Consider the following 26,537-nt stretch of genomic DNA (forward strand, 5'->3'; position numbering starts at 1 on the left):
ACCCCATGAGGAATACTGCTGATCAACAGAAGTTTCTTTGCGAACACTTTGCCAATGCACCATGGCTGTAACGCAGTTGTTATGCGATCGCTACCCGACGGCCTCCCCCCAGCTTAAAATTTGCCCCTGACGAGCTGTAACATAAACCACACACGGTGACGGATATCACAATCAGGCCCCCAGTCTGCGGAAAGCACCCCTATCCGTCCTGTGATGTTTGCAGTGGTTGCAATGGCGCATCCCTGGCCACCCCACCCAAGTGGAGGATTTTAATTTTGAGAAGTACACCCAAAGGCTCGCCGCACAGACGGCCGGGCGGATTGCTGAAAGTGATAGGGGCCGTCTTTGCCTCTGTCGTGGCGATACTGCTCGCCGTCGCCCCGGCATCACAAGCCACTTCGCCGTCTCCGACACCATCCCCGTCGATTACGACCTTCCAGAACAACATCAGCGGCTTCCTTCGGGATGACGCGCGCGCCCCCATCGCGGATGTGACCATAACCGCCAGGAGCGGGGACTTCGAAGGGACCGCCAAATCCGCGGCCAACGGGTCCTGGAGCATCGGCGTCCCTGTCCAGGGCACCTACGAGATCGAGCTGGACGAATCGACCCTGCCAGAGGGCATCAAGCTTGCGGACGGCCAGGAAAACCCCCGCAGTGTCACGTTCAGCCAGACCTCGAACCTCTCCGTGATTTTCGCCTTCGGTGAGGGGATCGTGGTCCAGCAGCAGGACTTCGGCCAGAACCTCCTGAACCGGCTCGTAGCGGGGTTGAGCTTTGGTCTCCTGTTGGCGCTGGCTTCGGTGGGACTTTCCCTGATCTTCGGAACCACGGGGCTGACTAACTTCGCCCACGGGGAAATGGTCACCCTCGGCGCGGTCCTGGTCTTCGCCTTTAACGCAATCGGCCTTCCCTTCTGGCTTGCGTTGATCCTCTCGCTCCTCGGCGGCGGCCTCTTCGGTTACGTCCAGGACGCCGGACTCTGGAAGCCGCTTCGCCGCCGCGGAACAGGCCTGGTGCCCATGATGATCGTCAGCATCGGACTCGCCCTCTCCGTCCGGTACGTCATCCAGTTCTTCTTTGGCGGCGCCACTCAGCAACTGCCGTTTGCCCAGAGTGCCGAGATTCAACTGGGTCCGGTGTCGATCTCTCCCAATAACCTCTGGTCCCTCGTCATCAGCGCTATCGTGATTGCCCTGATCGGAATCGTCCTCTTGAAAACCCGGCTGGGCAAGGCCACCCGCGCGGTGGCTGACAATCCCGCCTTGGCGGCTGCCTCGGGCATCGACGTCGACTCGGTCATCCGGATTGTCTGGGTTACCGGTGGCATGCTGGCCTCCCTCGGTGGAATCCTTTGGGCCTACTACCGGCCGGGCGTAACCTTCGACATGGGTTCGCAGATCCTGCTGCTCATCTTCGCCGGTGTGACCCTGGGCGGTCTCGGCACCGTCTTTGGCGCCCTCATCGGGTCCATCATCGTCGGCATCTTCGTGGAGCTGACTACCGTTTTCGGCCTCGCGGCCGACCTCAAGTACGTGGGAGCACTGTTCATCATGATTGTTGTCCTCTTGTTCCGGCCCCAGGGCATCCTGGGTCGTCGCGAGCGCGTGGGTTAGGAGACAGCCATGGATTTCGGATTCATTTTCTCCAGCGCTGCCAGCGAACTCTTCAGCCCGACCACCGCGGCCTATGCACTTGCTGCCCTCGGACTGGCAGTCCACTTCGGCTACTCCGGCCTGCTGAACTTTGGCCAGGCCGGCTTTATGGCGGTGGGCGCCTACGGCTTCGCCATCTCCACGCTCACCTTTGGCGTGCCCTTCTTTGTGGGACTGGTCATCGCCGTGATCTGCTCGGTCATCTTCGCGATGCTCCTGGGCATCCCCACCCTGCGGCTGCGCGCGGACTACCTGGCAATCGTCACGATCGCGGCCGCGGAAATCGTCCGCTACATTGTCACAACCAACCAGCTGACCGCCGTGACCGGTTCGGCCAACGGCCTGGCCGCCTTCGAAGGCGGGTTCTACGCCATGAACCCGTTCCCCGCGGGCTCGTACATGGGTATGAACAACCGGGACTTCTTCATCCGCATAGTCGGCTGGGGCCTTGTCATCGTCTGCTGCACCCTGGTGTGGCTGCTGATGAGGAGCCCCTGGGGCCGCGTACTCAAAGGCATCCGCGAGGACGAAAACGCGGTCCGGTCCCTCGGCAAGAACGTATACGCCTACAAAATGCAGGCCCTCATCATCGGCGGCGTGCTCGGCGCCCTGGCGGGCATGATTTTTACGCTCCCCCGCGGCGCAGTCCAGCCGGCCAACTACGGCACCGAACTGACGTTCTTCCTGTACACCTGCCTGCTGCTCGGCGGCCTCGGCACGGTGCTGGGACCTGTAATCGGCGCGATGATCTTCTGGGTGGTACTGTCCCTCACACAGGGCATCCTGTATGGCCTGATCGAATCCGGCGCCGTCACCTGGCTGAACACAGTCCAGGCCGGCCAGCTGCGTTACATCCTTGTGGGTGTCGCACTGATGCTGCTGATGATCTTCAGGCCCCAGGGCGTCTTCGGCAACAAGAAGGAGTTGGCGTTCGCATGAGCACGCATAGCGAAGAACCCCGTCCGCCGGTGGAAATTGACTACATGACGGACACGCGTCCGATCTCAGCCGGGGACAACGTCCCCGGCTGCAAGAAGCGCGATCCGATCGTGGTGGCGGAAAACGTCACCCGCAGCTTCGGCGGCATCAACGCCGTCGACGTCGAATACCTGGAGATCCCGCGGCACAAGATCACCGCGCTGATCGGCCCGAACGGTGCAGGCAAGACCACCCTCTTCAATCTGCTGACCGGATTCGATATGCCGAACTCGGGCAAATGGCAGTTCGAAGGCAACAGCCTTGCCGGCGTTTCATCCTACAAAGTGGCACGGATGGGGATGGTGAGGACCTTCCAGCTGACTAAGGTCATGGGAAAGCTCACCGTTATGGAGAACATGCGGCTCGGCGGTTCGGAACAGCCCGGTGAACGCCTCTCCAAGGCCCTGTTCAAGGGCCTCTGGGGCGGCCGGGAAAAGGAGATCACTGCCCAGGCGAACGTCCTGCTGGAGAAGTTTAAGCTGGACGCCAAGAAGGACGACTACGCTGCCTCGCTTTCCGGAGGCCAGCGGAAACTCCTGGAAATGGCACGCTCGCTGATGGTCAGGCCCAAGCTGGTCATGCTGGACGAGCCCATGGCAGGCGTCAACCCGGCGCTGACCCAGTCCCTCCTGGACCACATCAAGAACCTCAAGGCGGAAGGCATGACCGTGCTCTTCGTAGAGCACGACATGAACATGGTGCGCCATATTGCCGATTGGGTGGTGGTAATGGCGGAAGGAAAGATCGTTGCCGAGGGCCCTCCTGGCGAAGTCATGAAGAATCCGGCAGTCATCGATGCCTACCTGGGAGCCCATCACGACGTCGATCTCGGCGACGCCGAGGGCATCAAGGAACTTGCAGCCGAGCTGGTGGCCGACGAGGAATCGATTGTCGGTACTGAGAACGCGGGAATCATCGCCATTGATGTAGTCGCGGCCGAATCAGACGAAGCCCGCCATAAGAGGAAGGACAGCGAATGAGTGCCACAAGCGCGGCTCCGGCCGCAAGCACCGCCGGCTCCCAGGACTCGGTAGTCAAGGTGACGGACCTCGTTGCTGGGTACCTCCCGGGCGTGAACATCCTGAACGGTTGCAACATCGAAGCCCGCAAGGGTGAACTGATCGGCATCATTGGCCCTAACGGGGCCGGCAAATCGACGCTTCTCAAGGCCATGTTCGGCCTGGTGAAAGTCCATTCGGGCACCGTCGTGGTGCGCGGCCAGGACATCACAGGGCTGAAGGCCAACAAATTGGTGACCAAAGGCGTGGGATTCGTCCCGCAGAACAACAATGTGTTCGCCACGCTGACTATCGAAGAGAACATGCAGATGGGCATGTTCCAGCGCCCCAAGGACTTCGCCGAGCGATTTGATTTTGTGACCAGCCTGTTTCCTGAGCTCGGCAAGCGCCGGGCCCAGCGGGCCGGGTCGCTCTCCGGCGGCGAACGTCAGATGGTGGCCATGGGACGCGCGCTGATGATGGAGCCCGCCGTCCTGCTCCTTGATGAGCCCTCCGCAGGCCTATCCCCCGTCAAGCAGGACGAAACCTTCTTGCGGGTGCACGAGATCAACCGGGCGGGCGTCTCCGTCATCATGGTGGAACAGAATGCCCGCCGTTGCCTCCAGATCTGCGACCGCGCGTATGTGCTGGACCAAGGCCGGGACGCTTACACCGGAACCGGCCGGGAACTGATGAAGGACCCGAAGGTGATCCAGCTCTACCTAGGTACGCTGGCCGACGAGGTCTAAGCCGCAGCCGGAACTGCAGAAGGGCCGTCACCGTCCGGTGGCGGCCCTTTCTGCGTGCTTGGCATTCCCCGGCGCCGTCCGGGCGCCTCCGGCAGCCACTTGCTCGGCGCTTGACTTACCCCCTAAAGGACACAAAAAGAACCCCCGCCCGGTGCACTCCGGGCGGGGGTTCTTTGTGCAGGAAACGGCTTAGAGCTTGCCGAATTCTTCCTTGGACGGTGCGTACTTATTGTCGTCCTGGTACTCGTAGATGCCGATGTAGGCTTCCGTCGGGTCGCCGGCATCGGAGAAGGTCACCGGACCTGACTGGCCGTCGTAGTCGATGTCTTTGCCGTTGCGAAGCAGCGTGACGCAGGAAGCGAAGCTGTTGCACTTCTCACCCGTCTCCGAGACCGCTTTGAGCTGCTTGGCAATTTCAACACCGTTGGTGCTCTTGGCTGCCTCAGCGGCAAGTGCGATCAGGTTTACAGCATCGTAGGATTCACCTGCATAGCTGTAGTCCTTCAGGGCCGGATCAATGGCAAGCAGTTTCTGCTTGAACGCGTCCTTCGCGAATGTTCCCGGGATGGTTCCCTGGGCGCCCTTCAGGGTCCCAGCCTGGAAGTCCTTGCTGTAGTCGGAGGTGTTGCCGTCTACAAGGAACATTTGGGTGGGCTTGACGCCCTTGCCCGTCATCAGCGGCACGATGCTCTTGGCCTGGTCGAAGGTGATAAGGGCAATTGCGTCGGGCTTGGCCGCGATGACCTTGTCCACTTGGCTGCTGAACTGGGAGTCGCCCTCATTGAACAGCTCTTCGGCGACCACCTTGCCGCCGGCCGCTTCGAAGGCGGATTTGACGTTGCTGGCCAGACCGGTTCCGTAGGCGTCGTTAAGTACGATCATGCCTACCGTCTGTGCACCACACGTGGCCATATAGTTGCCCAAGACCTTGCCCTGCAGCACATCTGAGGGTGCTGTACGCCAGTAGAGGCCCTTGTCATCCCAAGTGGTGAAATCCGGGGAGGTGTTGGCGGGCGAGAACTGGATAACCCCCGCACCGGTGATCTGGTTGATGACCGTCTTGGAGACACCCGAAGACGCGGCACCTATGATGGCGCTCACGCCCTGGCCAAGGAGCGCACTGGTGGACTGCGTGGCGATATCTGTCTTGGTGTCGCCGGAGTCACGGTGGATCACTTCCACAGGCTTACCCAGGACACCTCCGGCATCATTTACTTCCTTGACGCCCAGGTTCACACCAGCGATTTCAGGCGGCCCGAGGAAGGCGAGTGAACCGGTGGTGGGGAGCAGGGAACCCAGCTTGAGCGGCGTTTCCGTGATGGTGGTTGCAGGCGGAACAGCGCCTCCAGCGCCGGCCTGCGCTGTGCTTCCGGGAGCCGCGCCGGGAGCGGGGCAGGATATCCCGGATGCTGACGTGGTGGTTTCTGTCGAGCTCGGGGTGGAGGTACCACCACAGGCTGTAACCAGAAAGGCGACGCCGACGCTAAGCGCTGTGAGCTTGGCAAGACGGGGTGCCGCCGGGGAAAGTGAAATCATTGACAATCTCCTGGATCGAAAGGTGCGAACGGCCTTTGACGCGGATGATCAGGTGTTCCTGATTTAACTTCAAGCTAATGCATATCTTCGGCGGATATAAGTGACTGAGGTCACATCCTTATAACAGTCGTTGCATATGCGAAATCAACGGAGGCGATGCTCCGTCTCGACGTCGTGTGGGATGCAGGGGTCGGCGCCGGAGGGAGGCCGCGGAAGAAAACTTGTGCCCCAGGCGAGACTCGAACTCGCAACACGCGGATTTTAAGTCCGCTGCCTCTGCCAATTGGGCTACTGGGGCGCCCGGTCCATGCTATCCCGTCATTCGCCCGCAAGCGGCGCGGCATACCGGAACGTCCCGTGGACCCCGCCAGGCCAGACTGCCAGCGGGAGCAGCTGGAAGTGGTCACCCCAGGCCTCGTCGGGCGGCAGCACGCCGAAGGAGGCGGCGGCAACAAAGCCGAACCGCGGGTAGTATTCGGTGCTGCCCAGCAACGCAATCCCGCCCTCCCCCGCTGCGTTGGCCCGGGCGATGGTGTCATTCATGAGGGCGCTGCCGATCCCATGGCGCTGCAGCCTGGGAGTCACCCCGATGGGCCCGAGCCCCAGCAACCCGTAGTCGCCCACCCAGCCCCGTGTGCTGATCACATGGCCGACTATCTCGTCGTCGAGCACCGCCACCACGCTGAACCCGGGCAGGTAGTCCTCGCACTCGAAGAGCCGGCGGAGCACGTCCACCTCCTCGGGCTCCCCGTCCACCGGCAGGCCCGAGACCGGGGAGACCGCGAACGCCTCGCCCGTCAACGCGAGGATCTTATCCCTGTCCGCAGCCGTCTCGTTCCTGAGCAGCAGCTCGGGCCGCGGCACGTCCCGGCTCACCGCTGACAGCTCAGCCAGGGCTTCGACGGCGCGTGGTGCGTCGGCCACCTGCACCAGCAGGTGGTCGTGGTGGAAGCCGGCCAGCACGTTGCAGCTGATCCTAGCGTCGGCCAGGGCCTTCCCGACGGCGGCGGTCAGGCCAACAGCCTCCAGCGCAGAGTGCACTTCGAGGGTGATCCACGCGGCCACAAAGTCGTAGTGCAGCCCCAGGCTGTCCGCCCTTTCCCGCGGCAGGACGACCGTGAGGCCCTCAGCCTCACGTACGGCAGCTTCGATGCCGGGCTCGAGTGGCCTGCCATGCGGCCACAGGACATAGACGTACTCCCCCTCCCGCAGTACCGGTTTCAGTGTTGCCAGCAGGGTCTGGAGGTTCTTTTCGCCAGTCATGGTGCCAGTCTAGAAGGGAGGCCCGGCGGGATGCACAAAACGGCGGCCATCCCCCTTAAGGGGACAGCCGCCGTCGGGCGATACTGCTAATGCTTCCTCAGGAAGCCAGTGCTACTTGGCGTCCGCGGTGACCGACTGCTTGGCGTCCACGCTGGTGACGGCCGCTGAGCCCGACTGGGCCGCGCCGGCGGATGCCTCCGGCGCGGATGCCTCCGGCGCGGATGCCTCCAGTGTGCTGGCCGCCGGGGCGGGAGCAGCGGCAGCCGGCTTGGGAGCCGGTGTGGCGGCGGCCACGAAGGCACCGCGCGGGTTGTCGAGGTCGATCAGCTGGGTGGTGTCGCGGCCCATGAAGAACGCGAGGATCCAACCCATGATGACTCGGACCTTGCGCTCCATGGTGGGCATGGCCATACCGTGGTAGCCGCGGTGCGCCAGCCAGGCGAGCGGGCCCTTGAGGCCGATACGGCCCAGGATGTTGATGTTGGCAACACCCTTCCACTCGCCGAAACCAGCCACAGCACCCAGGTTCTTGTGCTTGTAGTCCTTCAGGGGCTTGTCCCAGCGCGAAGCCCACAAGTTCTTGGCGAGGCGCTTGGCCTGGCGAAGTGCGTGCTGGGCGTTCGGGACGCAGGTGCCGTCCGGCAGGCCGCTACCCGTGAGGTCCGGCACTGCGGCGATGTCTCCGGCGGCCCAGGCGTTGTCGATGATGCCTTCATCGCCAGCGATGCGGAGGTCCGGCAGGACACGGACCCGGCCGCGCGGTTCCAGCGGGAAATCGGAGGAGCGGATCATCGGGTTGGCCTGCACGCCCGCAGTCCAGACGAGTGTGTCGGCTTCGAATTCCTGGGCCAGGGACTTGTCCGGGAGGTTGATGAGCTTCAGGGAGCCCTCAGCGCTGTCCAGGGAGGTGTTCAGCAGGACCTCGATGCCGCGGCTACGGAGGTGCTCCACAACCCATTCGGCCTGCGGTGCAGTGACCTCGGGCATGATCCGGCCCATGGCTTCAACCAGGACGAAGCGCACTTCTTCCTGACGGATACGGGGGTTGTTCTTGACCGCGGCGCGGGCCAGGTCTTCCATTTCGGTGATGCACTCGATGCCGGCGAAGCCGCCACCAACAACCACGAAGGTCAATGCCTTGGCGCGGGCAGCCGGATCCGCGATGGTGGACGCGGCCTCGATGCGTTCCAACACCTTGTTACGAAGGGCCACAGCTTCTTCGATGGTCTTCAGGCCAATGCCCTTATCCGCCAGGCCCTTGATGGGGAAGGTGCGGGTGATGGCGCCTGCGGCCACCACGATGTCGAAGTAGGGGATCTCAATGTGCTCTCCGCCGTCCGCGGGCGCCACGACGGCGGTGCGGTTGGCGTGGTCGATCGAGGTGACGCTGCCCTGGATGAGTTCGGTCTGCTTCAGGTGCTGGCGGTGCGAGACCACTGCGTGGCGGGCCTCGATGTTGCCGCCGGCCACTTCGGGCAGGAAAGGCTGGTAAGTCATGTAGGGCAGTGGATCCACGAGGGTGACGATGCCACCGGCATTCGCGATCTTCTTCTGCAGTTTGAGTGCTACGTACAGGCCGACGTATCCGCCGCCGACGACGAGTACCCTGGGACGGTCCTGGAGCTCTGGGGTGGTTGCCATGATTTAAGGATACCGCAGTTTGTGAAAATCTTCACTAACTACGTTTGCCGCCTGAATCAACGGCTTGAAAGGCTCCGGTGTCCGGTTCGTCGCGCGCCGTTCCTGGGTTTCGGGCCGCCCGGCGCAGCTGGATGAGGGCCGCAGCGATGATCGCCAGAAATAGTGCCACTGAACCGATCACGACGGCGGCGCCAACGGCACTGTCACGCTGTGAGGGCGCCTCCGCCGCGGGCACAGTGGGCTCGGGCAGGGTGGGAACGGCACTGGCCACTTCGCCGGTGGGCACCGGCGCGGGCGCACCCAGGTTGCCGCGCCGGTGTACCCTGATCCAGTCCGAGATGGAGCCGAGCGGGTTGGTGGCGGCTTCCGGTACGGAGTCTTTTAGGGCGGCCTCGGCGTTCAACACGCCAAACCCGTACAGCGGGTCTTTTCCGGCAGGACCGGCATCCTTGGCCGTGCTGACGATCCGATTGATGACCTGTTTGGCGCTCATCTCGGGCCACTTGGAACGGATGAGTGCGGCCACGCCGGCAACGATCGGGGCAGCACCGGACGTTCCCGCCCATTCCGCATAACCACCGCCGGGCAGCCCGCCCAGCAGGTTCTCGGCCGGGGCCGCCACGCCGATGCTGATCCCCTGGGAAGACGAGTCGACGCTCGCCATTCCCTTGCGGTCCAGGCCGGCAACTGTGAGGACGCCGGGGATGGTGGCGGGCGCCCCCACCTGAAGGTTGCCGCCTATCCGGTTTCCGGCGGCGGCCACGATGACCACATCCTTCTGTTCGGCATAGAGGAAGGCAGCATCCCAGCTCTGGGGCCACTGCGGCGTGGTGCTGCCCAGCGAAATGTTGATGACTTTGGCCCCGTTGTCCACGGCCCAACGGACCGCTTCCGGGATCTGGTCCTGATCGCTCTTGCCCGCGGGGTTGGCCGATCCGAGCCACGTTGAGACGGAAAGGATCTCAGCTTCAGGAGCCACCCCAATCATGCCGTCCGGCCCGGTGGTGGCAGCCGGGCCGGGACTGGGCGAGGAGGTGGCGCCTGGCGGCTGGTGTCCGCGGCCGGCCAGTATGGTGGCGACCAGCGTCCCGTGTTCCGGCTTTACGCCCAGGCTTTTCTGGCCGTTAGGGCTGCCTGCCCCGGACACGTCGAAGCCTCCGGTGACGGCGCCCTTCAGGTCCGGGTGCTGGGCATCCACGCCGCTGTCGATCACCGCGATTTTCACACCGGCACCCTTGGAAACCTCCCAGGCCTTCGTAATTCCTGATTCGCCAAGCCAGTACTCCTTGTCCCGTTCAGCGTCGGCCCTGGCCGCAGGCGCAAAAGTCAGTCCGGCGGCCAGGCTGGCGCCGGCAAGGGTTATCGCCAGGAGAGCTGACGCGGCCCGGCGGAACCGTGCAGTTGCTCTGGTCATATGGGTTTCCCATGCTTGGTTGGCTGATTGCCTGGTCAGTGGAGGCTCAGGGCAATTCCGTCAAGAATATCGTGTTCGCTGGCGGTGGCCGTCACGATCCGGCCGGCGGTGAGTTCATTCAGCCGCTCAAGGATGCGCCGCCACACCAGCCCGCCGGCGCCCATCACGTCGACCCGGCCGGGGTGCATGTACGCCAGGTCGGCACGATCTCCCCTGGTCATGTGCAGGAGGTCGGTGGCGGCTTCGATAATAGTGCCAATGGACAGTTCCGTCCCGTGGATGGCCGCCGGCGAATACGCCGGAAGCCGCAGGGCGTGGGCGGTGATGGTGGTGATCGAGCCGGCCACCCCGACGACGGCGGTGGCGCGTTCCAGCGGAACGTCCAGCCCAGCAAGGGTGATGGCGGCGTCGACGTCGGCTTCCGCGGCGGCGATCTGTTCTGCCGTGGGCGGATCGTCCTGCAGGTGCCGTTCGGTCAGCCGGACGCAGCCGACATCCACGGACTTCGCGGCCGTGACACCGCCGGCGGTACCGAGGACAAACTCGGTACTTCCGCCGCCGAGGTCAACTACCAGCACGTGCTCGCCGTCGAGGATGGGCAGGACGCTGCTGGCCCCGGCGAAGGACAGGGCAGCTTCCTCATCACCCGAGATAACCTCAGGCTCAACGCCCAGCAGGTCCCGGATCCCGTCGACAAAAACCTGGCGGTTGCGCGCGTCCCGGCTGGCCGACGTTGCAACAAAACGGATGGACTCCGCACTGTGTTCGCGGATCATTTCGGCGTAATCCGCGGTGGCCGCGAAGGTCCGCTCCAGCGCTTCAGGGGCGAGTTCGCCGGTGGCGTCTACGCCCTGGCCCAGCCGGACAACCCGCATTTCCCGGACAACGTCGGTGAGCGTCGTTGTGCCGTTGCTGCGGTCGATGTCGGCGATGAGCAGGCGGAGCGAGTTCGTGCCGCAGTCGATGGCGGCGACGCGGGTCATGCCCCAGCCCCCTCAGTGACTGCGGGCTTGCGGACCGGAGCGGGCCGGCCCACGATCTCCGGCCGGCCCTGGGGTCCATGGCGGCTGAGATCCTTTGACGGGGCCTCCCCTGCGGTGTCCCAGGCGCCGTCGCAGTAGCAGCGGTCCGTTGTCCACCATTCGCTGATTCCGGCAATGGCCTCATCCCCCAGCGGGTTTACGCCGGGACCCGCCGCGAGGGAGTGGCCCACCAGGACGTGGAGGCATTTGACCCGGGTGGGCATGCCGCCGGCGGAGATGCCGTCAATCTCCGGGACGGCGCCGATGCCGGAACGCTCGCCGATGGCCGCGCGGGCTCCGAGATAGTCCTCGTGCGCTGCACGGTAGGCGGCCGCTAGCGGCTCATCGGCGCTCAGACGCTCATTCATGTCGTTCATCAGCCCGGCAGCTTCCAGCCTGGAAACCGCGGAAGTGATGACGGGGTGCGTCAGATAGAACGTGGTGGGAAACGGTGTCCCGTTGCTCAGCCGCGGCGCCGTGGCGGCGACGAGGGGGTTGCCACAGACGCAGCGCGCCGGGATTTCCACCACATCGCGCACCGGCCGTCCCAACTGCCTGCTGAGTACTTCAAGATCGTGTGCTGATGGCTGGCGGGACTTCTCCGGCGCAGTCGCCGTGTTTTCTTCCACTGGCGCGGGCCATCCTTCCTCTAGCTGTTCAGTCTGTGGCCGCACGCCTGATGGACTCCCACAGGGAATCCACCCACGGCAGATCGGCGGGGTCTTGTGCTGCTGTGGCGGTCAGGCTACTGCTTGATCCGGCCGGCAGATCGCTGCCGAAGACCCAGTAGCCGGATTCACCCGGCATAACCATGTTAATGCGGTCGCGGGCCTGCTGTTTCACGTAGTTCGGATCCTGCCAACGTGAGATCTGCTGGCGAAGGCCGTCCTGCTCGGCCTGGCGGGCGGCGATATCCGCGCTGAGGGCGGCGAGTTCGGCGCGTTTGTCGAAGAAGATCTTCACGGTGGGTGCCAGCATGATCGTGATGGCAATCATGACCACGGCCAGTGCCAGCATGCGCCCGGAGAACGCCTTGGCAGGGACGGGCTGGGTGTCATCGTGCTTGGTGTCGGGCTTCGGCATCCTGCCCGCGGTGTTACCGCCGTGGCCGTTCCCCTTGCCTTTGCCGGCCGGGCGCAGGGTGTTCGTTGTGGACGTTCCGACGTTCAATGCCCTGCCGGTTTTTCCCTTGGTCCCGCCCTTTGCGCTGCCGGCTGCAACGCCAAAATCGGCGCGGATGACGCCGGCGGCTTCCGCGGCCGGGTCCGTGGTGGCCTGATGCCTCGAAGCGGCCTTGGGAACTTTGGGACGGCGGGTAACCATGACACTCCTGAAACGTGCGGCCTGCCTCTGGCCGCATCTCTGCGCTTGATGCCGGCTCAATCAATGCCTGCTAAAACAAAAACCGGTGGCTATGGTCTGTCAACCATAGCCACCGGTCAGAGGTTTACGCGGCTACTAGCCCTTGAAACGCGGGAAGGCGCTGCGGCCGGCGTAGCGTGCGGCGTCGTCGAGTTCCTCTTCGATGCGCAGCAGCTGGTTGTACTTGGCAACGCGCTCGGAGCGTGCCGGTGCGCCGGTCTTGATCTGGCCGGCGTTGGTGGCCACCGAGATGTCGGCGATGGTGGTGTCCTCGGTCTCGCCGGAGCGGTGCGAGGTGATGGTGGTGTAACCGGCGCGCTGGGCCAGGCTGACGGCGTCCAGCGTTTCGGTCAGTGAACCGATCTGGTTGACCTTGACCAGCAGCGAGTTGGCGGTCTTGGTGTCGATGCCGCGCTGCAGGATGGCCGGGTTGGTGACGAAGAGGTCATCGCCCACGAGCTGGACCTTGTCACCGATGCTGTCGGTGAGGGTCTTCCAGCCGTCCCAGTCGTTCTCATCCAGGGGATCCTCGATGGAAACCAGCGGGTAATCTGCCACGAGCTCGGCGTAGTAGGCGCTCATCTCGGTGGCGGACAGAGCCTTGCCTTCGAACTGGTAGGCGCCGTCCTTGAAGAACTCGGAGGAGGCTACGTCCAGGGCCAGGGCGATATCCTTGCCCGGGGTGTAGCCGGCGTTGGTGATGGCTTCCTGGATCAGGTCCAGGGCTGCACGGTTGGACGGCAGGTTCGGTGCGAAGCCGCCTTCGTCACCGAGGCCGGTGGACAGGCCCTTTGCCTGCAGGACGGACTTGAGGTTGTGGTAGACCTCAACGCCCCAGCGAAGGCCCTCGGAGAAGGTCTCCGCGCCGATCGGGACAATCATGAATTCCTGGATGTCTACGTCGGAGTCGGCGTGGGAGCCACCGTTGAGGATGTTCATCAGCGGAACCGGCAGGACGTGCGCGTTGGGGCCGCCCAGGTACTTGTACAGCGGCAGGTCTGCGGAGGCGGCAGCCGCATTGGCAACGGCCAGCGAAACGCCCAGGATGGCGTTGGCACCGAGCTTGGCCTTGTTGGGCGTGCCGTCCAGGTCAATCATGGCCTGGTCAATGCTGCGCTGGTCCGTGGCGTCGAAGCCGGTCAGCGCCGGAGCGATCTGGTCAATGACAGCGTCAACGGCCTTCTGGACACCCTTGCCGAGGTAACGTCCCTTATCTCCGTCACGGAGCTCAACAGCCTCGTGCTCACCGGTGGAGGCGCCGGAGGGTACTGCCGCGCGGCCGATCTGGCCGTCGGAAAGCAGTACTTCAACTTCTACGGTCGGGTTTCCGCGGGAATCGAGGATTTCGCGGGCGTGGATGGCATCGATAAGCGCCATGGATGTGCTCCTTATGGGCGATTTTGGGGGAACGAACAGCTGGAAAAAGCGTTAAATCTGGGACGTCCTCGTCAGGACCAAGCCTAGTCGAGAGTGGTGCAGGTTACGGAACTCTATCCATCACCCGGACGTCATGATGGAGCCACGAACTGCCGCCGGATGGCGCCACGAAGGGCACGTTCGGCGTCGAATCCCTTGGCACGTGCGGAGCCGACGACGGCAAGCAGCAGGTCGCCGAGTTCCTCCTCTGTTTCGAATGGCTCCGGGGTTTCGACAGGCTCAACCACCGGTGATTGAGCCCGTCGAAATCCGGCCCGCTCGGCCCGGTCAAGGAACTTCTGCGCCTTCGCCAGGGCCGGCAGTGCGTCCGGGATCCCCTCAAAGGGCCCCGTACGCTCCGGACGTTCCGCGGTCTTCACGGCGTCCCATTTCCGGACGATCTCCGCCACCGAGGCCGGGAAGCTGTCCCGGAGCGTGCCGTCGGGCCGGAAGACATGCGGATTGCGGCGGACCATTTTGGCACTCAGCCCGCGTGCGACGTCGTCGAACGTGAACGAGCCGCGCTCCTCGGCTAGCCGGGCGTGCAGCACCACCTGAAGCAGCACATCGCCCAGTTCGCCGCGGAGCTCTGCGTCATCCGCGCCGGTCTCGATGGTCTCGGCAACCTCGAAGGCCTCCTCGAGGAGGTACTCCACCAGCGAGGCATGCGTGAGGGCGGCCATCCACGGGCAGTGCTCGCGCAGCTGGGCTACGATCCCCAGCAGCTCCCCCAGCTCGCAAGCTCGCCCGGGGACCCCTGCCGCCGTGGGCCCATCCAGCAGCCGTTCGATGGGAGCCTGCTCAGCCAAGGTTGTCGTAGGCGTCGTTGATGTATTCCACCAACGCTTCCTTCTCTTCAAGCGGCAGGAAGGACGCTTCGGCAGCGTTAAGCGTGAGCTCCAGCAGATCGTCGAGGTCGTAGTCGAAGGTTTCCACGAGGAGTTCGAACTCGTCCGTGAGGGTGACGCCGCTCATCAGCCGGTTGTCGGTGTTGATGGTGACGTTGAAGCCCAGCTGGTACAGCATGTCCAGCGGGTGGCTCTCGATGCCCTCGCCGAAGCCGGCGATCGCTCCGGTCTGGAGGTTCGACGACGGGCAGATTTCCAGGGCGATGCCGCGGTCGCGGATCCAGCTGGACAGGTCACCCAGGGTGACCAGGCCGATGTTGTCCTCGTCGCTTGCGGCGTCGTCGTCTTCATCGTCGAACTCCACCATGATGTCCTCGGCGATGCGGACGCCGTGGCCCAGGCGCAGTGCCCTGCCGTCAACGAGGGCGGACTGGATGCTCTCGAGCCCGGCGGCTTCGCCGGCGTGCACCGTCGCGGGGAAGTTGTGCTCGGCGAGGTAGGTGAAGGCGTCCTTGAACCTGGACGGGAGGAAGCCGTCCTCGGCTCCGGCGATGTCAAAGCCCACAGCGCCCTTGTTACGGTGGCGGACAGCGAGTTCGGCGATCTCCTGGCCGCGGTCTGCGTGGCGCATGGCGGTGATCAGCTGACCCACCTGGATTTCGCGGCCGCTCTCGGTCACGGCGTCCACGCCGGCTTCGAGGCCTTCCTGCACCGCTTCAACAACGTCGTCCAGGGACAGGCCCTTCTGGAGGTGCTGCTCCGGTGCCCAGCGCACTTCGCCGTACACCACGCCGTCGTCCGCGAGGTCCTCGACGAATTCCTTGGCGACGCGGATGAGGCCTTCCTTGGTCTGCATCACGGCGACTGTGTGGTCGAACGTCTCCAGGTAGCGGACCAGCGAGCCGGAGTCCGCGGACTCACGGAACCACTCGCCCAGGGCCACCGGGTCGGTGGAGGGCAACGTGTGGCCAACGGCCTCGGCCAGTTCGATGATGGTGGCTGGACGGAGACCCCCATCCAGGTGGTCGTGGAGCGAAACCTTAGGCAGGCTCGTCAGGTCGAAATCGATAGCAGGGGCGGCGTCAACAATAGGCTCAGTCACCTTCCAACCTTAGGGTCGGCAGGCGGCTTATGCCAGCCGGTTCTTTCCGGGCTGCTCCGCCTCGGCGGGGGCGGGCGCATGCAGTTGCGAAACCGCGGTGTGCGCGGGCACGGAACCTTCCGGGCCGCCGTCGAGCCATTCATCTACGGTTTCGGCGTCGTTGCGGGCCAGGTGCTTGTGCCACCAACGCAGGAGGTGGTCGATCAGGACGCCGAAGACGATAGCGAATACCACGGCAATGCCTGCGCTGAGCAGCGGGTTGTCGTGAAGCCACGGGAAGGAACTGGCCAGCAGCCCGATGCCGATGGAATACCCCACCCAGGTGAAACAGGCGAAAGCGTCCAACAGGAAGAACCGGCGGTGCGCAAAACCGGTACTGCCCGCCACATAATTCACCGCCACCCGGCCCCAGGGAATATAGCGCGCCGTGAAAATCAGGACAGCGCCGCGCTTTTCGAGTTCATACCGTGCCCAGCCAAAGGCCTTCTGCACCTTGGGTCGGCGCATCCACTTCCAGCGGTCAAGGCCGATCCTGCGGCCAAGCATAAAGGCCATGTTGTCACCGGCCATGGCACCGATCAGCGCAGTCGCGCCCAGGATCCAGAGATTCGGTTCACCGCTGTGCCGGGAAAACGCGGCCAGCGCCACAATCAATGTCTCGCTGGGGACCACCATGGCGAAGCCGTCGATGAAGAAGAACACAAGAAGGACCGGGTAGATCCACCATTGGCCCGCTGCATGGAGCACGGCCTCATTAATAAACTCCACGCGGGTCTTGCTCCTAGACAAAATGATGCAGCCGGAAGTGACGTAAATCGCTCTTCAGTGTCCCATGCCCGGGACCCCGCCCGCTACGCACGGACGGCGTAAACCCTAGGCTTCCGGATCCTTTAGCCGCTCCACCACAGGAACCTTTCCCCGGATGCGGTTAATGATCAGATCCACCACGATTCCAAGGCCCACGGCGCAGACGATTGCGATGGCCGCGCCGAGCAGATGGTTGTTTTCGAACCACTGGCCGAAGAACAGCCCGATACCCACGGAGTAGGAGGCCCATAGCGTGGCGGAGAGCACCGTCAGGCCGACGAACCGCACGTGCGAATAGTGGGTCACGCCCGCGGTGAGGTTGACGGCGACCCTGCCGATGGGAATGAACCGCGCCACCAGGATGAGCGACGCCGGCCGCTTCCTCAGCTCGTCCCCTGCCCAGCGGAAGGCGCTTTGCATCCGCGGTCCGCGCATCCAGTGCCAGCGCCGGGTGCCCACCCGTCGTCCAATGAAGTAGGCGATGTTGTCGCCTAAGAAAGCGCCCAGGCCCGCGACCGCCATCAGCAGCCAGGGATTGGGGACGTCCGCGGTGGCGGCCACTGCGGCCAGTCCCACCACCACGGATTCGCTGGGGATCGGCGGGAAAAAGCCGTCGATCAGGCAGCAGGCCAGCACAAGGAGGAGCACCCATGGCTGCGCGGCGGCAGCGAGGATGAATTCATTGATGGCCTGCATTGTCCCTATGCTATTCGGTCGATGATGAGCCGCTGGGCCGGGCGCGACCCTTCGGGGGCAACCGTGACGGCGTGTTCAAGGGCTTCCTTGGCGCGCGCGAACTTTTCCGGTGTGTCTGTGAGCAGCGTCATCAGCGGCTCACCGGCGCGGACCATGGCACCGGGCTTAGCGTGCATGCGGATCCCGGCGCCAGCCTGGACGGCGTCCTCCTTGCGGGCACGACCTGCCCCAAGGCGCCACGCCGCAACACCCACTGCCAAGGCATCGAGCCCTACCAGGACACCGTCGGCCGGGGCGTAAATGACCTCCGATTCCTTGGCGACCGGCAGCTTGGCGCGCGGATCTCCGCCTTGGGCTTTGATCATCCGGTTCCAGACGTCCATGGCCCGGCCGTCCTTCAAGGCGGCGCGCACATCTGCGTCGTGGACGCCCGCGCAGGCCAGCATCTCTTCGGCCAGTCGGACGGTGAGTTCGACGACGTCCTCCGGGCCACCGCCTGCCAGGACCTCCACGGATTCCGCCACTTCGATCGCGTTGCCCGCAGTAAGGCCGAGCGGGGTGCTCATGTTAGTCAGCAGCGCCACAGTGTTGACCCCCGCATCCTTGCCGAGGGCCACCATGGTTTCGGCCAGTTCGCGTGCCCGGGCCTCGTCCTTCATAAACGCGCCGCTGCCCACCTTGACGTCCAGGACCAGGGACCCTGTGCCTTCGGCGATCTTCTTGCTCATGATCGAGGAGGCGATCAGCGGAATTGCCTCCACCGTGCCGGTAACATCACGCAGTGCGTACAGCTTCTTGTCCGCCGGCGCCAGCCCCGCCCCGGCAGCGCAGATCACGGCGCCGACGTCCTGAAGCTGCGCCATCATTTCGTCGTTGCTCAGGGCCGCCCGCCAGCCGGGGATCGATTCCAGCTTGTCCAGAGTGCCGCCGGTGTGGCCAAGTCCCCGGCCGGACAACTGGGGCACGGCCACGCCGAACACTGCCACCAGGGGTGCCAGCGGCAGTGTGATTTTGTCCCCCACTCCCCCGGTGGAGTGCTTGTCGCTGGTAGCCTTCACGCCGCCGTCGGGCCGCCGAAGGCCGCCGAAGTCCATCCGTTCACCCGAGGCGATCATGGCGGCCGTCCAGCGCGAAATTTCGGCACGGTCCATGCCGTTGAGCAGGATGGCCATGTTCAACGCGGCCATCTGTTCGTCCGCGATGACCCCGCGGGTGTAGGCCTCAATGGTCCAGTCGATCTGCTCCGGGCTCAGGACGCCCCGGTCCCGCTTGGTGCAGATGATGTCGACGGCGTCGAACGCCTCAGTTGCCTGTGTCACCTTGGATCCTCCAGGTTTTGGGGACCGAATGCGTCGGGCAGCACCTGGTCCATGGTTTGGATTCCTTGGGTGGTCATGAGTTCCATGCCAGGCGCGCGGAATTCATAGAGGAGCTGCCGGCAGCGGCCGCACGGCATCAGCACGTTGCCGGCGGAGTCCACGCAGTAGAACGCGCGCAGCAACCCGCCGCCGGTCATCTGCAGGTTTCCCACCAGGGCGCATTCAGCACACAGGGTTAGCCCGTAGCTGGCGTTCTCCACGTTGCAGCCGCTGACCAGCCGCCCGTCCTCGGTGAAGGCCGCAGCCCCCACCGGGAACTTTGAATACGGGGCATAGGCGTTTTTCATGGCGTCGACGGCTGCAGCCTCAAGTGCCCGCCAATCGACGCTGGGCGAAGCCCGATCCTGTTCCATCACCATCATCCCTTGACGTACGGGATGCCGCTGGCCGCCGGCGGCCTGGACCGGCCCACCAGCCCGGCCACGGCCAGCACGGTCACCAGGTAGGGCAGCATGGCCATAAACTGGCTGGGCACCGGGGTCCCGATGATGGTCACGATGCTCTGCAGGTTGTCTGCGAAGCCGAACAGCAGGGCGGCAAAGAACGCTCCGATGGGGTTCCAGCGTCCGAAGATCAGCGCGGCGAGCGCGATGAAGCCTCGTCCGCCGGAGATCTCCTTCGTGAAGCTGTCGATGGCCACGAGCGTGAAGAACGAACCTCCGATGCCGGCGATGGCGCCACCCAACGTGACGTTCCAGAATCGAGTGGCGTTGACCTTGATGCCCATCGTGTCGGCGGCCTGCGGGTGTTCACCCACCGCGCGGACCCGAAGGCCCCACTTGGTCTTGAACAGGCCAACCCACACAACGATGACGGCGACGTACATCAGGTAGCCCACCACTGACTGCTTGAACAGGATGGGGCCGAGGATAGGGATTCCGGAGAGGATCGGAATCTCGACGATGTCCAGGCCCGGCGGTGAGTTGAACGTTGCTTTGTCCGCCTGCATAACGGTGCTGAACAGGAAGCCGGTGACACCCGAAACCAAGACGTTGAGCACCACACCGACGATGATCTGGTTGACCAGGTACCTGATGCTGAACACCGCGAGCACCATAGACACCGCGGCACCGGCCACGGCGGCCGCGAGCAGCCCCACAAAGGGATTCTGCGTGATGCTGGCCACGATAGCGGCAGTGAAGGCGCCGCCCAGGAGTTGGCCTTCGATTGCGATATTGACTACGCCGACGCGCTCGCACAGCACGCCGGACAGGGAGCCGAACACCAGCGGGACAGCCAGGGTGACCGATCCGGCGATGAGTCCGGCCAGCGAGATGCTGGGTGTTCGGGCGCCGCCTACCACCCAGAGGAGGAAGGCTGCCACAAACAGCACCGTAAAGGTGATGGTCAGCCAGGCCGCGACCGGCCGGCTCTTAGTCTTCAGGTAAACGGCATAGGCCGCCAGCCCGAGCATCAGGATCGAAAGGGCGATGCCGCCAGCCATCGCGGGAATTTCCAGGGCAGGCAGCTGGAAGAAATCCTCGCTGGTGGAAATCCCGAACCGTGCGGTCTGCGCTGATCCCATCAGGCCAAAGAAAATGAAGGCGACGATTCCCAGTACCGAGAGCAGGACCGGGGTTTTCCAGAGCACCGGTTTGCCGGATGTTGCCTGGGCCGCCTCGGCCTCGGGCACTGTTCCGGGCATGCCGCCACCCGGCAGGGGCGATGTTGCTGTTGCGCTCATGCTGCGCCTCCGGTGGTTGCTGCCTGCGGGGTTTTTCCGGCCTTGGCCGGCTTCTTGCGGCGGGGGTTCAGCCCGAAGACTGCCCGGACCAGCGGCGGTGCCGCGATAAAGAGGACAATCAGCGACTGGACCACCAGGACAATGTCGATGGGTGTTCCGGTCTGGATTTGCATCTGCACGGCACCGGCGCGGAAGGCACCAAACAGCAGGCCGGCAGCGAAGGTGCCCCACGGCGTCGAACGTCCCAGCAGCGCCACCGTGATGGCGTCAAAACCGTAGGTTGCCGCGACGCCGTCCGTCAGGACCTTTTCCGTGCCCGCCACCTGGGCCACTCCGGACATGCCCGCGAGCGCACCGGCTATTGCCATCACCAGGATGGTGGACCGCGAGACGTTGATTCCGGCGGTCAGCGCGGCCTTCGGGTTGGCCCCAACGGCCCGGAATTCAAAGCCGACGGTGGAGCGGTTCAGCAGCCACCACACCAGGATGGTGGCCGCGATGGCCAGCACGAAGCCTAGGTGCAGGCGGTACTGGGAGCCGAAAATCTGCGGGTAGATCGCGGTGGGATCCAGGATGGGCGAAATCGGGTTGGACTCCCCCGGGCGCTGGAATGCCGGCGTGTTCAGCAGATACCGCAGGAAGTAGAGCGCGATGTAGTTGAACATGATGGTCAGGATGACTTCGTGGGCACCTGTCCGGGCCTTAAGAAGACCAACCAGGCCACCCCACAGGGCACCGCCCACGATGCCCGCAACCAGCACCAGCAACAGGTGCAGGACCAGTGGAAGGTGCAGGGCAAAACCAACCCAGGCCGCCAGGATGCCGGCAATGATGATCTGCCCTTGGGCACCGATGTTGAACAGGCCTGCCCGGAATGCGAGCGCAACGCCCAGCCCAGCCGTGATGAGCGGTGTGGCGATGGTGAGGGTGTCCATCAGCGGCGCGAAGCGAACGGCCAGGCTTGCACCTCTGGGGTTGAAGACGGACCCCTGGAACAACGCCACGTAGGACCGGGTGGCAGCATCCCAGACCGCAGAGAGGAAATCGGTGGGCCGGGCGAAAAGGTACCCCGCGGTGGCGCTGACGCGTTGGTCCGTGGCGGCAATCAGCAGGCCGCCGAGGACGAGGGCCAGCAGCACCGCCAGGACTGAGACCACACCGCTGCCGGTGAATATCTTCCGGACCAGTGTGTCCGGTCCCCCGGGCAGCTGCCCGCTTTGGGCGCTGGCGGGAACGGCTGAAGGGCTCATGGCGCCGCCGGCCGTGTCCACGGCCACCTCTGCGGCCGTTTCGTCCGCCGCCGGGGTGGTCCGGTGCGGTTTCGCATGCTGGTCCGCATGCTTAGGGTGACGCTCTTCAGGCATGATCGCCTCCTTCGGCGCTGGAGGTTCCGCGGCTATCTGCGGCGGCGGAGCCGGTCCTGTCTGCGCTGGCGGCATCGTCCGGTGAGATGCCCGCCATCATCAGGCCCAGGACATCGCGTCCGGTTCCTGCGGGAACGATTCCCACGAGTTTGCCCTTGTAGAGCACAGCGATGCGGTCAGCCAGTTCCATGACCTCATCCAGTTCCGTGGAGATGATCATGACAGGCGTGCCTTGGTCGCGTTCCGCCACGATCCGTTTGTGCAGGAACTCGATGGACCCCACGTCCACACCCCGGGTGGGCTGCGACGCGATGAAGAGGCGCAGCGGCCGGGACAGCTCCCGAGCCATGACCACTTTCTGCTGGTTTCCGCCGGACAGCGTGCCGGCGGCCAGGAGGCCCGACGTCGTCCGCACGTCGAACTCATCGATCCGCGATTTAGCGTTCTCCTGGACCTTCGCCGGGCTCATGCTGATGCCCTTGGCAAAGGGCGGCTGATCGTAACGGTCAAGGACCAGGTTTTCGGCGATCGAGAACGTGCCGATGAGGCCATCAACAGACCGGTCTTCCGGGACGAAGCCGACGCCGGCGTTCAGTACGTCCTTCACGCTGCGGCCAACGAGTTCCACGTTGTCCAGCTGAATGGAGCCCTGCACGCGCTCCTGCAGGCCAAGGATGGCTTCGGTCAGTTCCGTCTGGCCGTTGCCCTGGACGCCCGCGACGGCCAGAATCTCTCCGCGCGCAATCTCGAAGCTGATGCCGTCCACCGTGTGCTGGCCATTCGGAGCTATGACTGTGAGGTCTTTGACCTGGAAGGTCTTCTCTTTGGGGTTGGCGGGGGCTTTGTCGAGCGTGAGGCTGACGGCACGTCCCACCATCATGGACGCCAGCGCAGTGGTGGAGTCGCCGGGATCGGCGGAACCCACAACCTTGCCGCGCCGGATCACAGTGATGGTGTCCGAGACAGCTTTCACTTCGCGCAGCTTGTGTGAGATAAACACAATCGAGGTTCCGCTGGACTTGAGCTGGCGCATGATATCCAGCAGTTCATCCGTTTCCTGGGGCGTCAGCACTGCCGTGGGCTCATCCAGGATCAGCACCCTGGCGTCACGGACCAGCGCCTTGATGATCTCCACGCGCTGCTGGACTCCCACGGGGAGGTCCTCCACGAGCGCGTCCGGATCAACGTCGAACCCGTAACGGTCCGAAATCTGCCTGATCTTTTGTCGGGTGTCTTCCAGGTTGAGGAAGCCGCCTGCCTTGGTGGTCTCGGCGCCAAGGGCCACGTTCTCCGCGACGGTGAAGACGGGGACGAGCATGAAGTGCTGGTGCACCATGCCGATCCCGGCCGCCATGGCGTCGCCGGGCCCGCGGAAAGAAACCGGTTTGTCGTCGATGAGGATCTCGCCCTCGGAGGGCTCGTAGAGCCCGTACAGCACATTCATCAGGGTGGACTTGCCAGCGCCGTTCTCGCCCAGCAGACAGTGGATCTGTCCGGGTTCAACCACCACGTCAATATGGTCGTTGGCGAGCAGGGAGCCGAAGCGTTTGGTGATCCCTCTGAGTTCAAGTTTCAAAACTCTGACCAATCTCGAAGCGTCCGTTCATGAACCGGACGGGATATGAGGCTGCAGCACCAGCCTAGTGCCTGCAGCCCCGGGGTGGGCGGTAGCGCGGAGGCGTGCATGCAACGCAAAGCGCCACCTCCCGGGCAGTCAATCACTATCCGGGGGCGGCGCTTGGCGAGGATGACTACACCTTGGGACTTGCCGCTGACTCGACCTTGAGCTTGCCGCCGACAATGTCCTTCTTGAGCTGGTCCAGCTCGGACTTCAAATCGGCAGAAACCTGGGAGTCGTAGCTGTGGAACGGTGCCAGCTGGACGCCGTCGTTCGCCAGTGTGCCAACGTAGGGGGTGTTGGTGAACTTGCCGTCCTTGTCTTCCTTCACCACGGTCTCAACGGCCTCGCCCATCTGTTTCATGACGGAGGACAGCATGATGTCCTTATATTCCGGTGCAGTGAGGAAGCCATCGGAGTCAACCCAGATCATCCTGACGTCCTTGCCGGCCGCCTTAGCTTCGTTCAGGGCTGCGCCGGCGCCCTTGCCCACGGGACCGGCTACGGGCATCACGATGTCCGCGCCCTGGTCCAGGAAGTTCTGGGTGAGCTGCTTGCCGACGTCCTGCTTTTCGAAGTCACCGGTGAAGCTGCCGTCCTGTGCGGCTTTGTCCCAGCCAAGGACCTTAACGCTGGTGCCCTTCTTCTCGTTGTAGTACTTCACGCCATCGACGTAGCCGTCCATGAAGATGGTTACCGTGGGGATCTTGATGCCGCCGAAGGTGGCAACAGTTCCGGTCTTGGTGGTGCCTGCGGCGAGGTAACCGGCGAGGAAAGCAGCCTGGGCGGTGTCGTAGATGATGGGCTTAACGTTGCTGATGGGTGGGTCGTAGGCGAAGTCGATGATGGCAAAGTGGCTGTTCGGGTTCGCCGCGGCCTGGGTCTTGGTGGCGTCACCCAGCAGGAAGCCGACAGTCAGGGTCAGGTCGCAGTTGGCGGCAACCATGGCCCGGAGGTTCGGCTCGAAGTCGTTGTTGGTCTTGGACTCGACCTGGTTGACCTTGATGCCCAGGTCCTTCTCAGTCTTTTTCAGTCCCTCGTAAGAGGACTGGTTGAACGACTGGTCATCGAATCCGCCGGAGTCCGAGACGATACAGCCGGTGTAGTCGCTCGCTGTTTGGGTGGCGGTGCCTCCGGCGTCAGGTGCCGCGCCGCAGCCGGTCAGCAGGAGCGCTGTGGCACCTACTGAGGCCATGCCTGCCATTGAACCGCGCTTGAACTTAGCGCGCAGGGTGTTCTTCAATTTTCCTCCAGGGAGAGAGTGGCGCTACGACTCGAATTCAATGAGTGTCCGTTTCTACACTGAAATTCTGTTTTCACTGACGGCTTCGCAGCACTGCGCAGAAGCGCACTGATACGAGCCACACTAGTGGGCTGCAACACATCCAGTACCACATTGGAGCCGGATCCTGAAGATTGTTGAGAATTTGTTACCAACCAGTAGAAGTCGTCCTGGCGTTCCCCTCACTTTAAGCGCGAACGGACATTTGGGGCCCGCCGGGAGGGGCCCCAAATGTCCGTTCGCGCTGGTGGGGAGCTTAGAGGCGCACCAGCATCTTGCCGGTGTTCGCGCCGTCGAGCAGATCCATGAAGGCCTGGGGCGCATTCTCCAGTCCATCCACCACGGTCTCGTCATACTGGACTGAACCGTCCGCAAGCCAGGCTGACATCCTCCCGAAGAATTCAGCACTGTGCTGGCGCTGTCCACTGACCAGAAAACCCCGCAGGGTGAGCTGCTTGCCAATGGCAAGCGCGAGGTTCCGCGGCGCGGGAGTGGGTTCGGTGGAGTTGTACTGGGCTATCGCACCACACATGGCCACGCGGCCGCCCACATTCAGGACCGCCAGGGCAGCCTCCAGATGATCGCCGCCCACGTTATCGAAATACACGTCAATCCCTGCGGGTCCTGCGGCCTCCGCGAGCTGTTCGCGCACCGGCCTGTCGTTGTAGTTGAACGCGGCGTCGAAGCCGAGTTCCAGGAGCCGGGCCACCTTCTCCGCGGTTCCCGCGCTGCCGATGACCCTGGAAGCGCCCATCGCCTTGGCAATCTGGCCAACAAGCGAGCCCACGGCGCCTGCAGCACCGGATACAAATACGGCATCGCCGGGTTTGAACTCGGCCACTTTGAGCAGCCCCGTATAGGCCGTCAGCCCGGTCATGCCCAGCGCGCCAAGGTACGCCGACGCGGGAGCAAGGTCCGTGCGGGCAACCGAGGTTGCGCCTGCTTCCAGGACCGCGAATTCCCGCCAGCCCAGTTGATGTACGACGGCGTCCCCCACCTTTCGCCCCTCGGCCCTGGACGCGATGACCTCACCGATGGCGCCGCCGTCGAGCGCTGTATCCAGCGCGAACGGCGCGGAGTACGACTTGACGTCGTTCATGCGGCCGCGCATGTAGGGGTCCACAGAGATGTAGAGGTTGCGGACCAGGATCTGGCCGTCCTGAAGCTCCGGCAGCGGTGACCCTGCCAGCCGGAAGTTCTCACTGACGGGACGCCCTACCGGACGTGAGGCCAGGCGGATTTCCCTGGTGGATGTTGGAAGTGCCATTGTCAGGTTCATGCTGCGAACTCCAGGATCTTGATGTCCACGGTGATGTTTCCGCGGGTGGCGTTGGAATAGGGGCAGATCTGATGCGCTTGGGCCACCAGGGACTCGGCCGTGGCGAGGTCCAGGGCCGGAACCGCGATCTCCAGTTCAGCGGCGAGGCCGTAGCCCACGCCGTCGGTGAGCGCGCCGAAGTGGATCTTGGCCGCCACGGCCGAGTCGGTCAGGTCTGCGCGCTCCTTGCGCCCCACGAGGCGGAGTGCTGAGTGGAAGCAGGCCGCGTAACCGGCGGCAAACAGCTGCTCCGGGTTGGTGCCTTGGCCATCACCGCCTAGCTCCACGGGACTGGCAAGACTGACCTCCAGCTTTCCATCGTTGGTGCGTGCGCTGCCCTCGCGGCCTTCGCCTGAAGCCAGGGCCTCGGCAGTGTAGAGAGTCTTCATGTACGGTCCGTCCTGT

The 26,537-nt window shown here is 64.0% G+C and carries 24 protein-coding genes and 1 tRNA gene; 4 read left to right on the top strand and 21 right to left on the bottom strand.

What is annotated here, in order from left to right; all coding sequences use genetic code 11:
* The first annotated feature begins 275 nt into the window (after positions 1 to 275).
* The 4 genes from QK290_RS03255 to QK290_RS03270 are packed head-to-tail and all read left to right on the top strand — an operon-like array spanning position 276 to position 4,380.
* Positions 276 to 1,616 carry a branched-chain amino acid ABC transporter permease gene (locus tag QK290_RS03255; protein WP_282329280.1) on the top strand — a complete coding sequence of 447 codons (1,341 nt, stop codon included), beginning with the start codon at positions 276 to 278 and terminating at the stop codon, positions 1,614 to 1,616.
* Between the two features lie 9 nt (positions 1,617 to 1,625).
* Positions 1,626 to 2,594 carry a branched-chain amino acid ABC transporter permease gene (locus QK290_RS03260; RefSeq protein WP_282329281.1) on the top strand — a complete coding sequence of 323 codons (969 nt, stop codon included), beginning with the start codon at positions 1,626 to 1,628 and terminating at the stop codon, positions 2,592 to 2,594.
* A complete protein-coding gene (locus QK290_RS03265; protein ID WP_282329282.1) occupies positions 2,591 to 3,613 on the top strand; it encodes an ABC transporter ATP-binding protein in 1,023 nt (340 codons plus the stop codon). Before QK290_RS03260 ends, QK290_RS03265 begins: the two co-directional genes overlap by 4 nt.
* Complete coding sequence (locus QK290_RS03270; protein WP_282329283.1) at positions 3,610 to 4,380, top strand: ABC transporter ATP-binding protein; 771 nt, start codon at positions 3,610 to 3,612, stop codon at positions 4,378 to 4,380. Before QK290_RS03265 ends, QK290_RS03270 begins: the two co-directional genes overlap by 4 nt.
* A gap of 189 nt (positions 4,381 to 4,569) precedes the next feature.
* Here QK290_RS03270 and QK290_RS03275 read toward each other — a convergent pair whose 3' ends face one another.
* The 21 genes from QK290_RS03275 to QK290_RS03375 form a co-directional block, all read right to left on the bottom strand.
* Entirely contained in the window at positions 4,570 to 5,916 is a 1,347-nt protein-coding gene (locus QK290_RS03275) for an ABC transporter substrate-binding protein (protein ID WP_282329284.1), read from the bottom strand.
* A gap of 224 nt (positions 5,917 to 6,140) precedes the next feature.
* Positions 6,141 to 6,214 (bottom strand) — tRNA-Leu (locus QK290_RS03280).
* Positions 6,215 to 6,234: 20 nt separating this feature from the next.
* Complete coding sequence (locus QK290_RS03285) at positions 6,235 to 7,179, bottom strand: N-acetyltransferase (RefSeq protein ID WP_282329285.1); 945 nt, start codon at positions 7,177 to 7,179, stop codon at positions 6,235 to 6,237.
* Between the two features lie 111 nt (positions 7,180 to 7,290).
* Positions 7,291 to 8,820, bottom strand: coding sequence for an FAD-dependent oxidoreductase (locus QK290_RS03290; RefSeq protein WP_282329286.1), 1,530 nt, complete (start codon positions 8,818 to 8,820; stop codon positions 7,291 to 7,293).
* A 34-nt stretch (positions 8,821 to 8,854) separates the two neighbouring features.
* Positions 8,855 to 10,234 (bottom strand): S8 family serine peptidase, encoded by a 1,380-nt coding sequence (locus QK290_RS03295; RefSeq protein ID WP_282329287.1) that lies wholly within the window; start codon positions 10,232 to 10,234, stop codon positions 8,855 to 8,857.
* 35 nt (positions 10,235 to 10,269) lie between these two features.
* Positions 10,270 to 11,217 (bottom strand): Ppx/GppA phosphatase family protein, encoded by a 948-nt coding sequence (locus tag QK290_RS03300; protein ID WP_282329288.1) that lies wholly within the window; start codon positions 11,215 to 11,217, stop codon positions 10,270 to 10,272.
* Positions 11,214 to 11,885 carry a DUF501 domain-containing protein gene (locus QK290_RS03305; RefSeq protein WP_282329289.1) on the bottom strand — a complete coding sequence of 224 codons (672 nt, stop codon included), beginning with the start codon at positions 11,883 to 11,885 and terminating at the stop codon, positions 11,214 to 11,216. The genes QK290_RS03300 and QK290_RS03305 overlap by 4 nt, the downstream gene beginning before the upstream one ends.
* 28 nt (positions 11,886 to 11,913) lie before the next feature.
* A complete protein-coding gene (locus tag QK290_RS03310; RefSeq protein ID WP_282329290.1) occupies positions 11,914 to 12,579 on the bottom strand; it encodes a septum formation initiator family protein in 666 nt (221 codons plus the stop codon).
* Positions 12,580 to 12,714: 135 nt separating this feature from the next.
* A complete protein-coding gene (eno, locus tag QK290_RS03315) occupies positions 12,715 to 13,995 on the bottom strand; it encodes a phosphopyruvate hydratase (protein ID WP_056343550.1) in 1,281 nt (426 codons plus the stop codon).
* 131 nt (positions 13,996 to 14,126) lie between these two features.
* Complete coding sequence (locus tag QK290_RS03320) at positions 14,127 to 14,717, bottom strand: MazG nucleotide pyrophosphohydrolase domain-containing protein (protein WP_282329364.1); 591 nt, start codon at positions 14,715 to 14,717, stop codon at positions 14,127 to 14,129.
* A gap of 118 nt (positions 14,718 to 14,835) precedes the next feature.
* Entirely contained in the window at positions 14,836 to 15,984 is a 1,149-nt protein-coding gene (locus QK290_RS03325; RefSeq protein ID WP_282329291.1) for an adenosine deaminase, read from the bottom strand.
* Positions 15,985 to 16,011: 27 nt separating this feature from the next.
* A complete protein-coding gene (locus QK290_RS03330; protein ID WP_282329292.1) occupies positions 16,012 to 16,752 on the bottom strand; it encodes a DedA family protein in 741 nt (246 codons plus the stop codon).
* Between the two features lie 105 nt (positions 16,753 to 16,857).
* Positions 16,858 to 17,487: a DedA family protein gene (locus tag QK290_RS03335; RefSeq protein WP_282329293.1), complete on the bottom strand. Its 630-nt coding sequence runs from the start codon at positions 17,485 to 17,487 to the stop codon at positions 16,858 to 16,860.
* Positions 17,488 to 17,492: 5 nt separating this feature from the next.
* Positions 17,493 to 18,806 carry a thymidine phosphorylase gene (locus tag QK290_RS03340; RefSeq protein WP_282329294.1) on the bottom strand — a complete coding sequence of 438 codons (1,314 nt, stop codon included), beginning with the start codon at positions 18,804 to 18,806 and terminating at the stop codon, positions 17,493 to 17,495.
* Positions 18,803 to 19,219 (bottom strand): cytidine deaminase, encoded by a 417-nt coding sequence (locus QK290_RS03345; RefSeq protein ID WP_282329365.1) that lies wholly within the window; start codon positions 19,217 to 19,219, stop codon positions 18,803 to 18,805. The genes QK290_RS03340 and QK290_RS03345 overlap by 4 nt, the downstream gene beginning before the upstream one ends.
* Positions 19,220 to 19,224: 5 nt before the next feature.
* Positions 19,225 to 20,550, bottom strand: a complete 1,326-nt coding sequence (locus QK290_RS03350; RefSeq protein ID WP_282329295.1) for an ABC transporter permease — start codon at positions 20,548 to 20,550, stop codon at positions 19,225 to 19,227.
* Entirely contained in the window at positions 20,547 to 21,914 is a 1,368-nt protein-coding gene (locus tag QK290_RS03355) for an ABC transporter permease (RefSeq protein WP_282329296.1), read from the bottom strand. The genes QK290_RS03350 and QK290_RS03355 overlap by 4 nt, the downstream gene beginning before the upstream one ends.
* Positions 21,907 to 23,490, bottom strand: coding sequence for an ABC transporter ATP-binding protein (locus QK290_RS03360; RefSeq protein ID WP_282329297.1), 1,584 nt, complete (start codon positions 23,488 to 23,490; stop codon positions 21,907 to 21,909). The genes QK290_RS03355 and QK290_RS03360 overlap by 8 nt, the downstream gene beginning before the upstream one ends.
* A 175-nt stretch (positions 23,491 to 23,665) precedes the next feature.
* Positions 23,666 to 24,736 carry a BMP family ABC transporter substrate-binding protein gene (locus QK290_RS03365; protein ID WP_282329366.1) on the bottom strand — a complete coding sequence of 357 codons (1,071 nt, stop codon included), beginning with the start codon at positions 24,734 to 24,736 and terminating at the stop codon, positions 23,666 to 23,668.
* Positions 24,737 to 25,070: 334 nt separating this feature from the next.
* Complete coding sequence (locus QK290_RS03370) at positions 25,071 to 26,081, bottom strand: NADP-dependent oxidoreductase (RefSeq protein ID WP_282329298.1); 1,011 nt, start codon at positions 26,079 to 26,081, stop codon at positions 25,071 to 25,073.
* An 8-nt stretch (positions 26,082 to 26,089) separates the two neighbouring features.
* Positions 26,090 to 26,521 carry an organic hydroperoxide resistance protein gene (locus tag QK290_RS03375; RefSeq protein WP_282329299.1) on the bottom strand — a complete coding sequence of 144 codons (432 nt, stop codon included), beginning with the start codon at positions 26,519 to 26,521 and terminating at the stop codon, positions 26,090 to 26,092.
* Between the last annotated feature and the right edge of the window lie 16 nt (positions 26,522 to 26,537).

This window comes from Pseudarthrobacter sp. AL07 (assembly GCF_029960665.1).
Classification (GTDB): domain Bacteria; phylum Actinomycetota; class Actinomycetes; order Actinomycetales; family Micrococcaceae; genus Arthrobacter.

Coding starts and splice junctions, on each gene's coding strand:
- QK290_RS03335 (WP_282329293.1), bottom strand. CDS start 17,487: ATGCAGGCCATCAATGAATTCATCCTCGCTGCCGCCGCGCAGCCATGG.
- QK290_RS03370 (WP_282329298.1), bottom strand. CDS start 26,081: ATGGCACTTCCAACATCCACCAGGGAAATCCGCCTGGCCTCACGTCCG.
- QK290_RS03300 (WP_282329288.1), bottom strand. CDS start 11,217: ATGACCCGCGTCGCCGCCATCGACTGCGGCACGAACTCGCTCCGCCTG.
- QK290_RS03265 (WP_282329282.1), top strand. CDS start 2,591: ATGAGCACGCATAGCGAAGAACCCCGTCCGCCGGTGGAAATTGACTAC.
- QK290_RS03320 (WP_282329364.1), bottom strand. CDS start 14,717: ATGGCCGCCCTCACGCATGCCTCGCTGGTGGAGTACCTCCTCGAGGAG.
- QK290_RS03345 (WP_282329365.1), bottom strand. CDS start 19,219: ATGGAACAGGATCGGGCTTCGCCCAGCGTCGATTGGCGGGCACTTGAG.
- QK290_RS03365 (WP_282329366.1), bottom strand. CDS start 24,736: ATGGCAGGCATGGCCTCAGTAGGTGCCACAGCGCTCCTGCTGACCGGC.
- QK290_RS03260 (WP_282329281.1), top strand. CDS start 1,626: ATGGATTTCGGATTCATTTTCTCCAGCGCTGCCAGCGAACTCTTCAGC.
- QK290_RS03275 (WP_282329284.1), bottom strand. CDS start 5,916: ATGATTTCACTTTCCCCGGCGGCACCCCGTCTTGCCAAGCTCACAGCG.
- QK290_RS03310 (WP_282329290.1), bottom strand. CDS start 12,579: ATGGTTACCCGCCGTCCCAAAGTTCCCAAGGCCGCTTCGAGGCATCAG.
- QK290_RS03270 (WP_282329283.1), top strand. CDS start 3,610: ATGAGTGCCACAAGCGCGGCTCCGGCCGCAAGCACCGCCGGCTCCCAG.
- QK290_RS03290 (WP_282329286.1), bottom strand. CDS start 8,820: ATGGCAACCACCCCAGAGCTCCAGGACCGTCCCAGGGTACTCGTCGTC.
- QK290_RS03295 (WP_282329287.1), bottom strand. CDS start 10,234: ATGACCAGAGCAACTGCACGGTTCCGCCGGGCCGCGTCAGCTCTCCTG.
- QK290_RS03355 (WP_282329296.1), bottom strand. CDS start 21,914: ATGCCTGAAGAGCGTCACCCTAAGCATGCGGACCAGCATGCGAAACCG.
- eno (WP_056343550.1), bottom strand. CDS start 13,995: ATGGCGCTTATCGATGCCATCCACGCCCGCGAAATCCTCGATTCCCGC.
- QK290_RS03375 (WP_282329299.1), bottom strand. CDS start 26,521: ATGAAGACTCTCTACACTGCCGAGGCCCTGGCTTCAGGCGAAGGCCGC.
- QK290_RS03350 (WP_282329295.1), bottom strand. CDS start 20,550: ATGAGCGCAACAGCAACATCGCCCCTGCCGGGTGGCGGCATGCCCGGA.
- QK290_RS03285 (WP_282329285.1), bottom strand. CDS start 7,179: ATGACTGGCGAAAAGAACCTCCAGACCCTGCTGGCAACACTGAAACCG.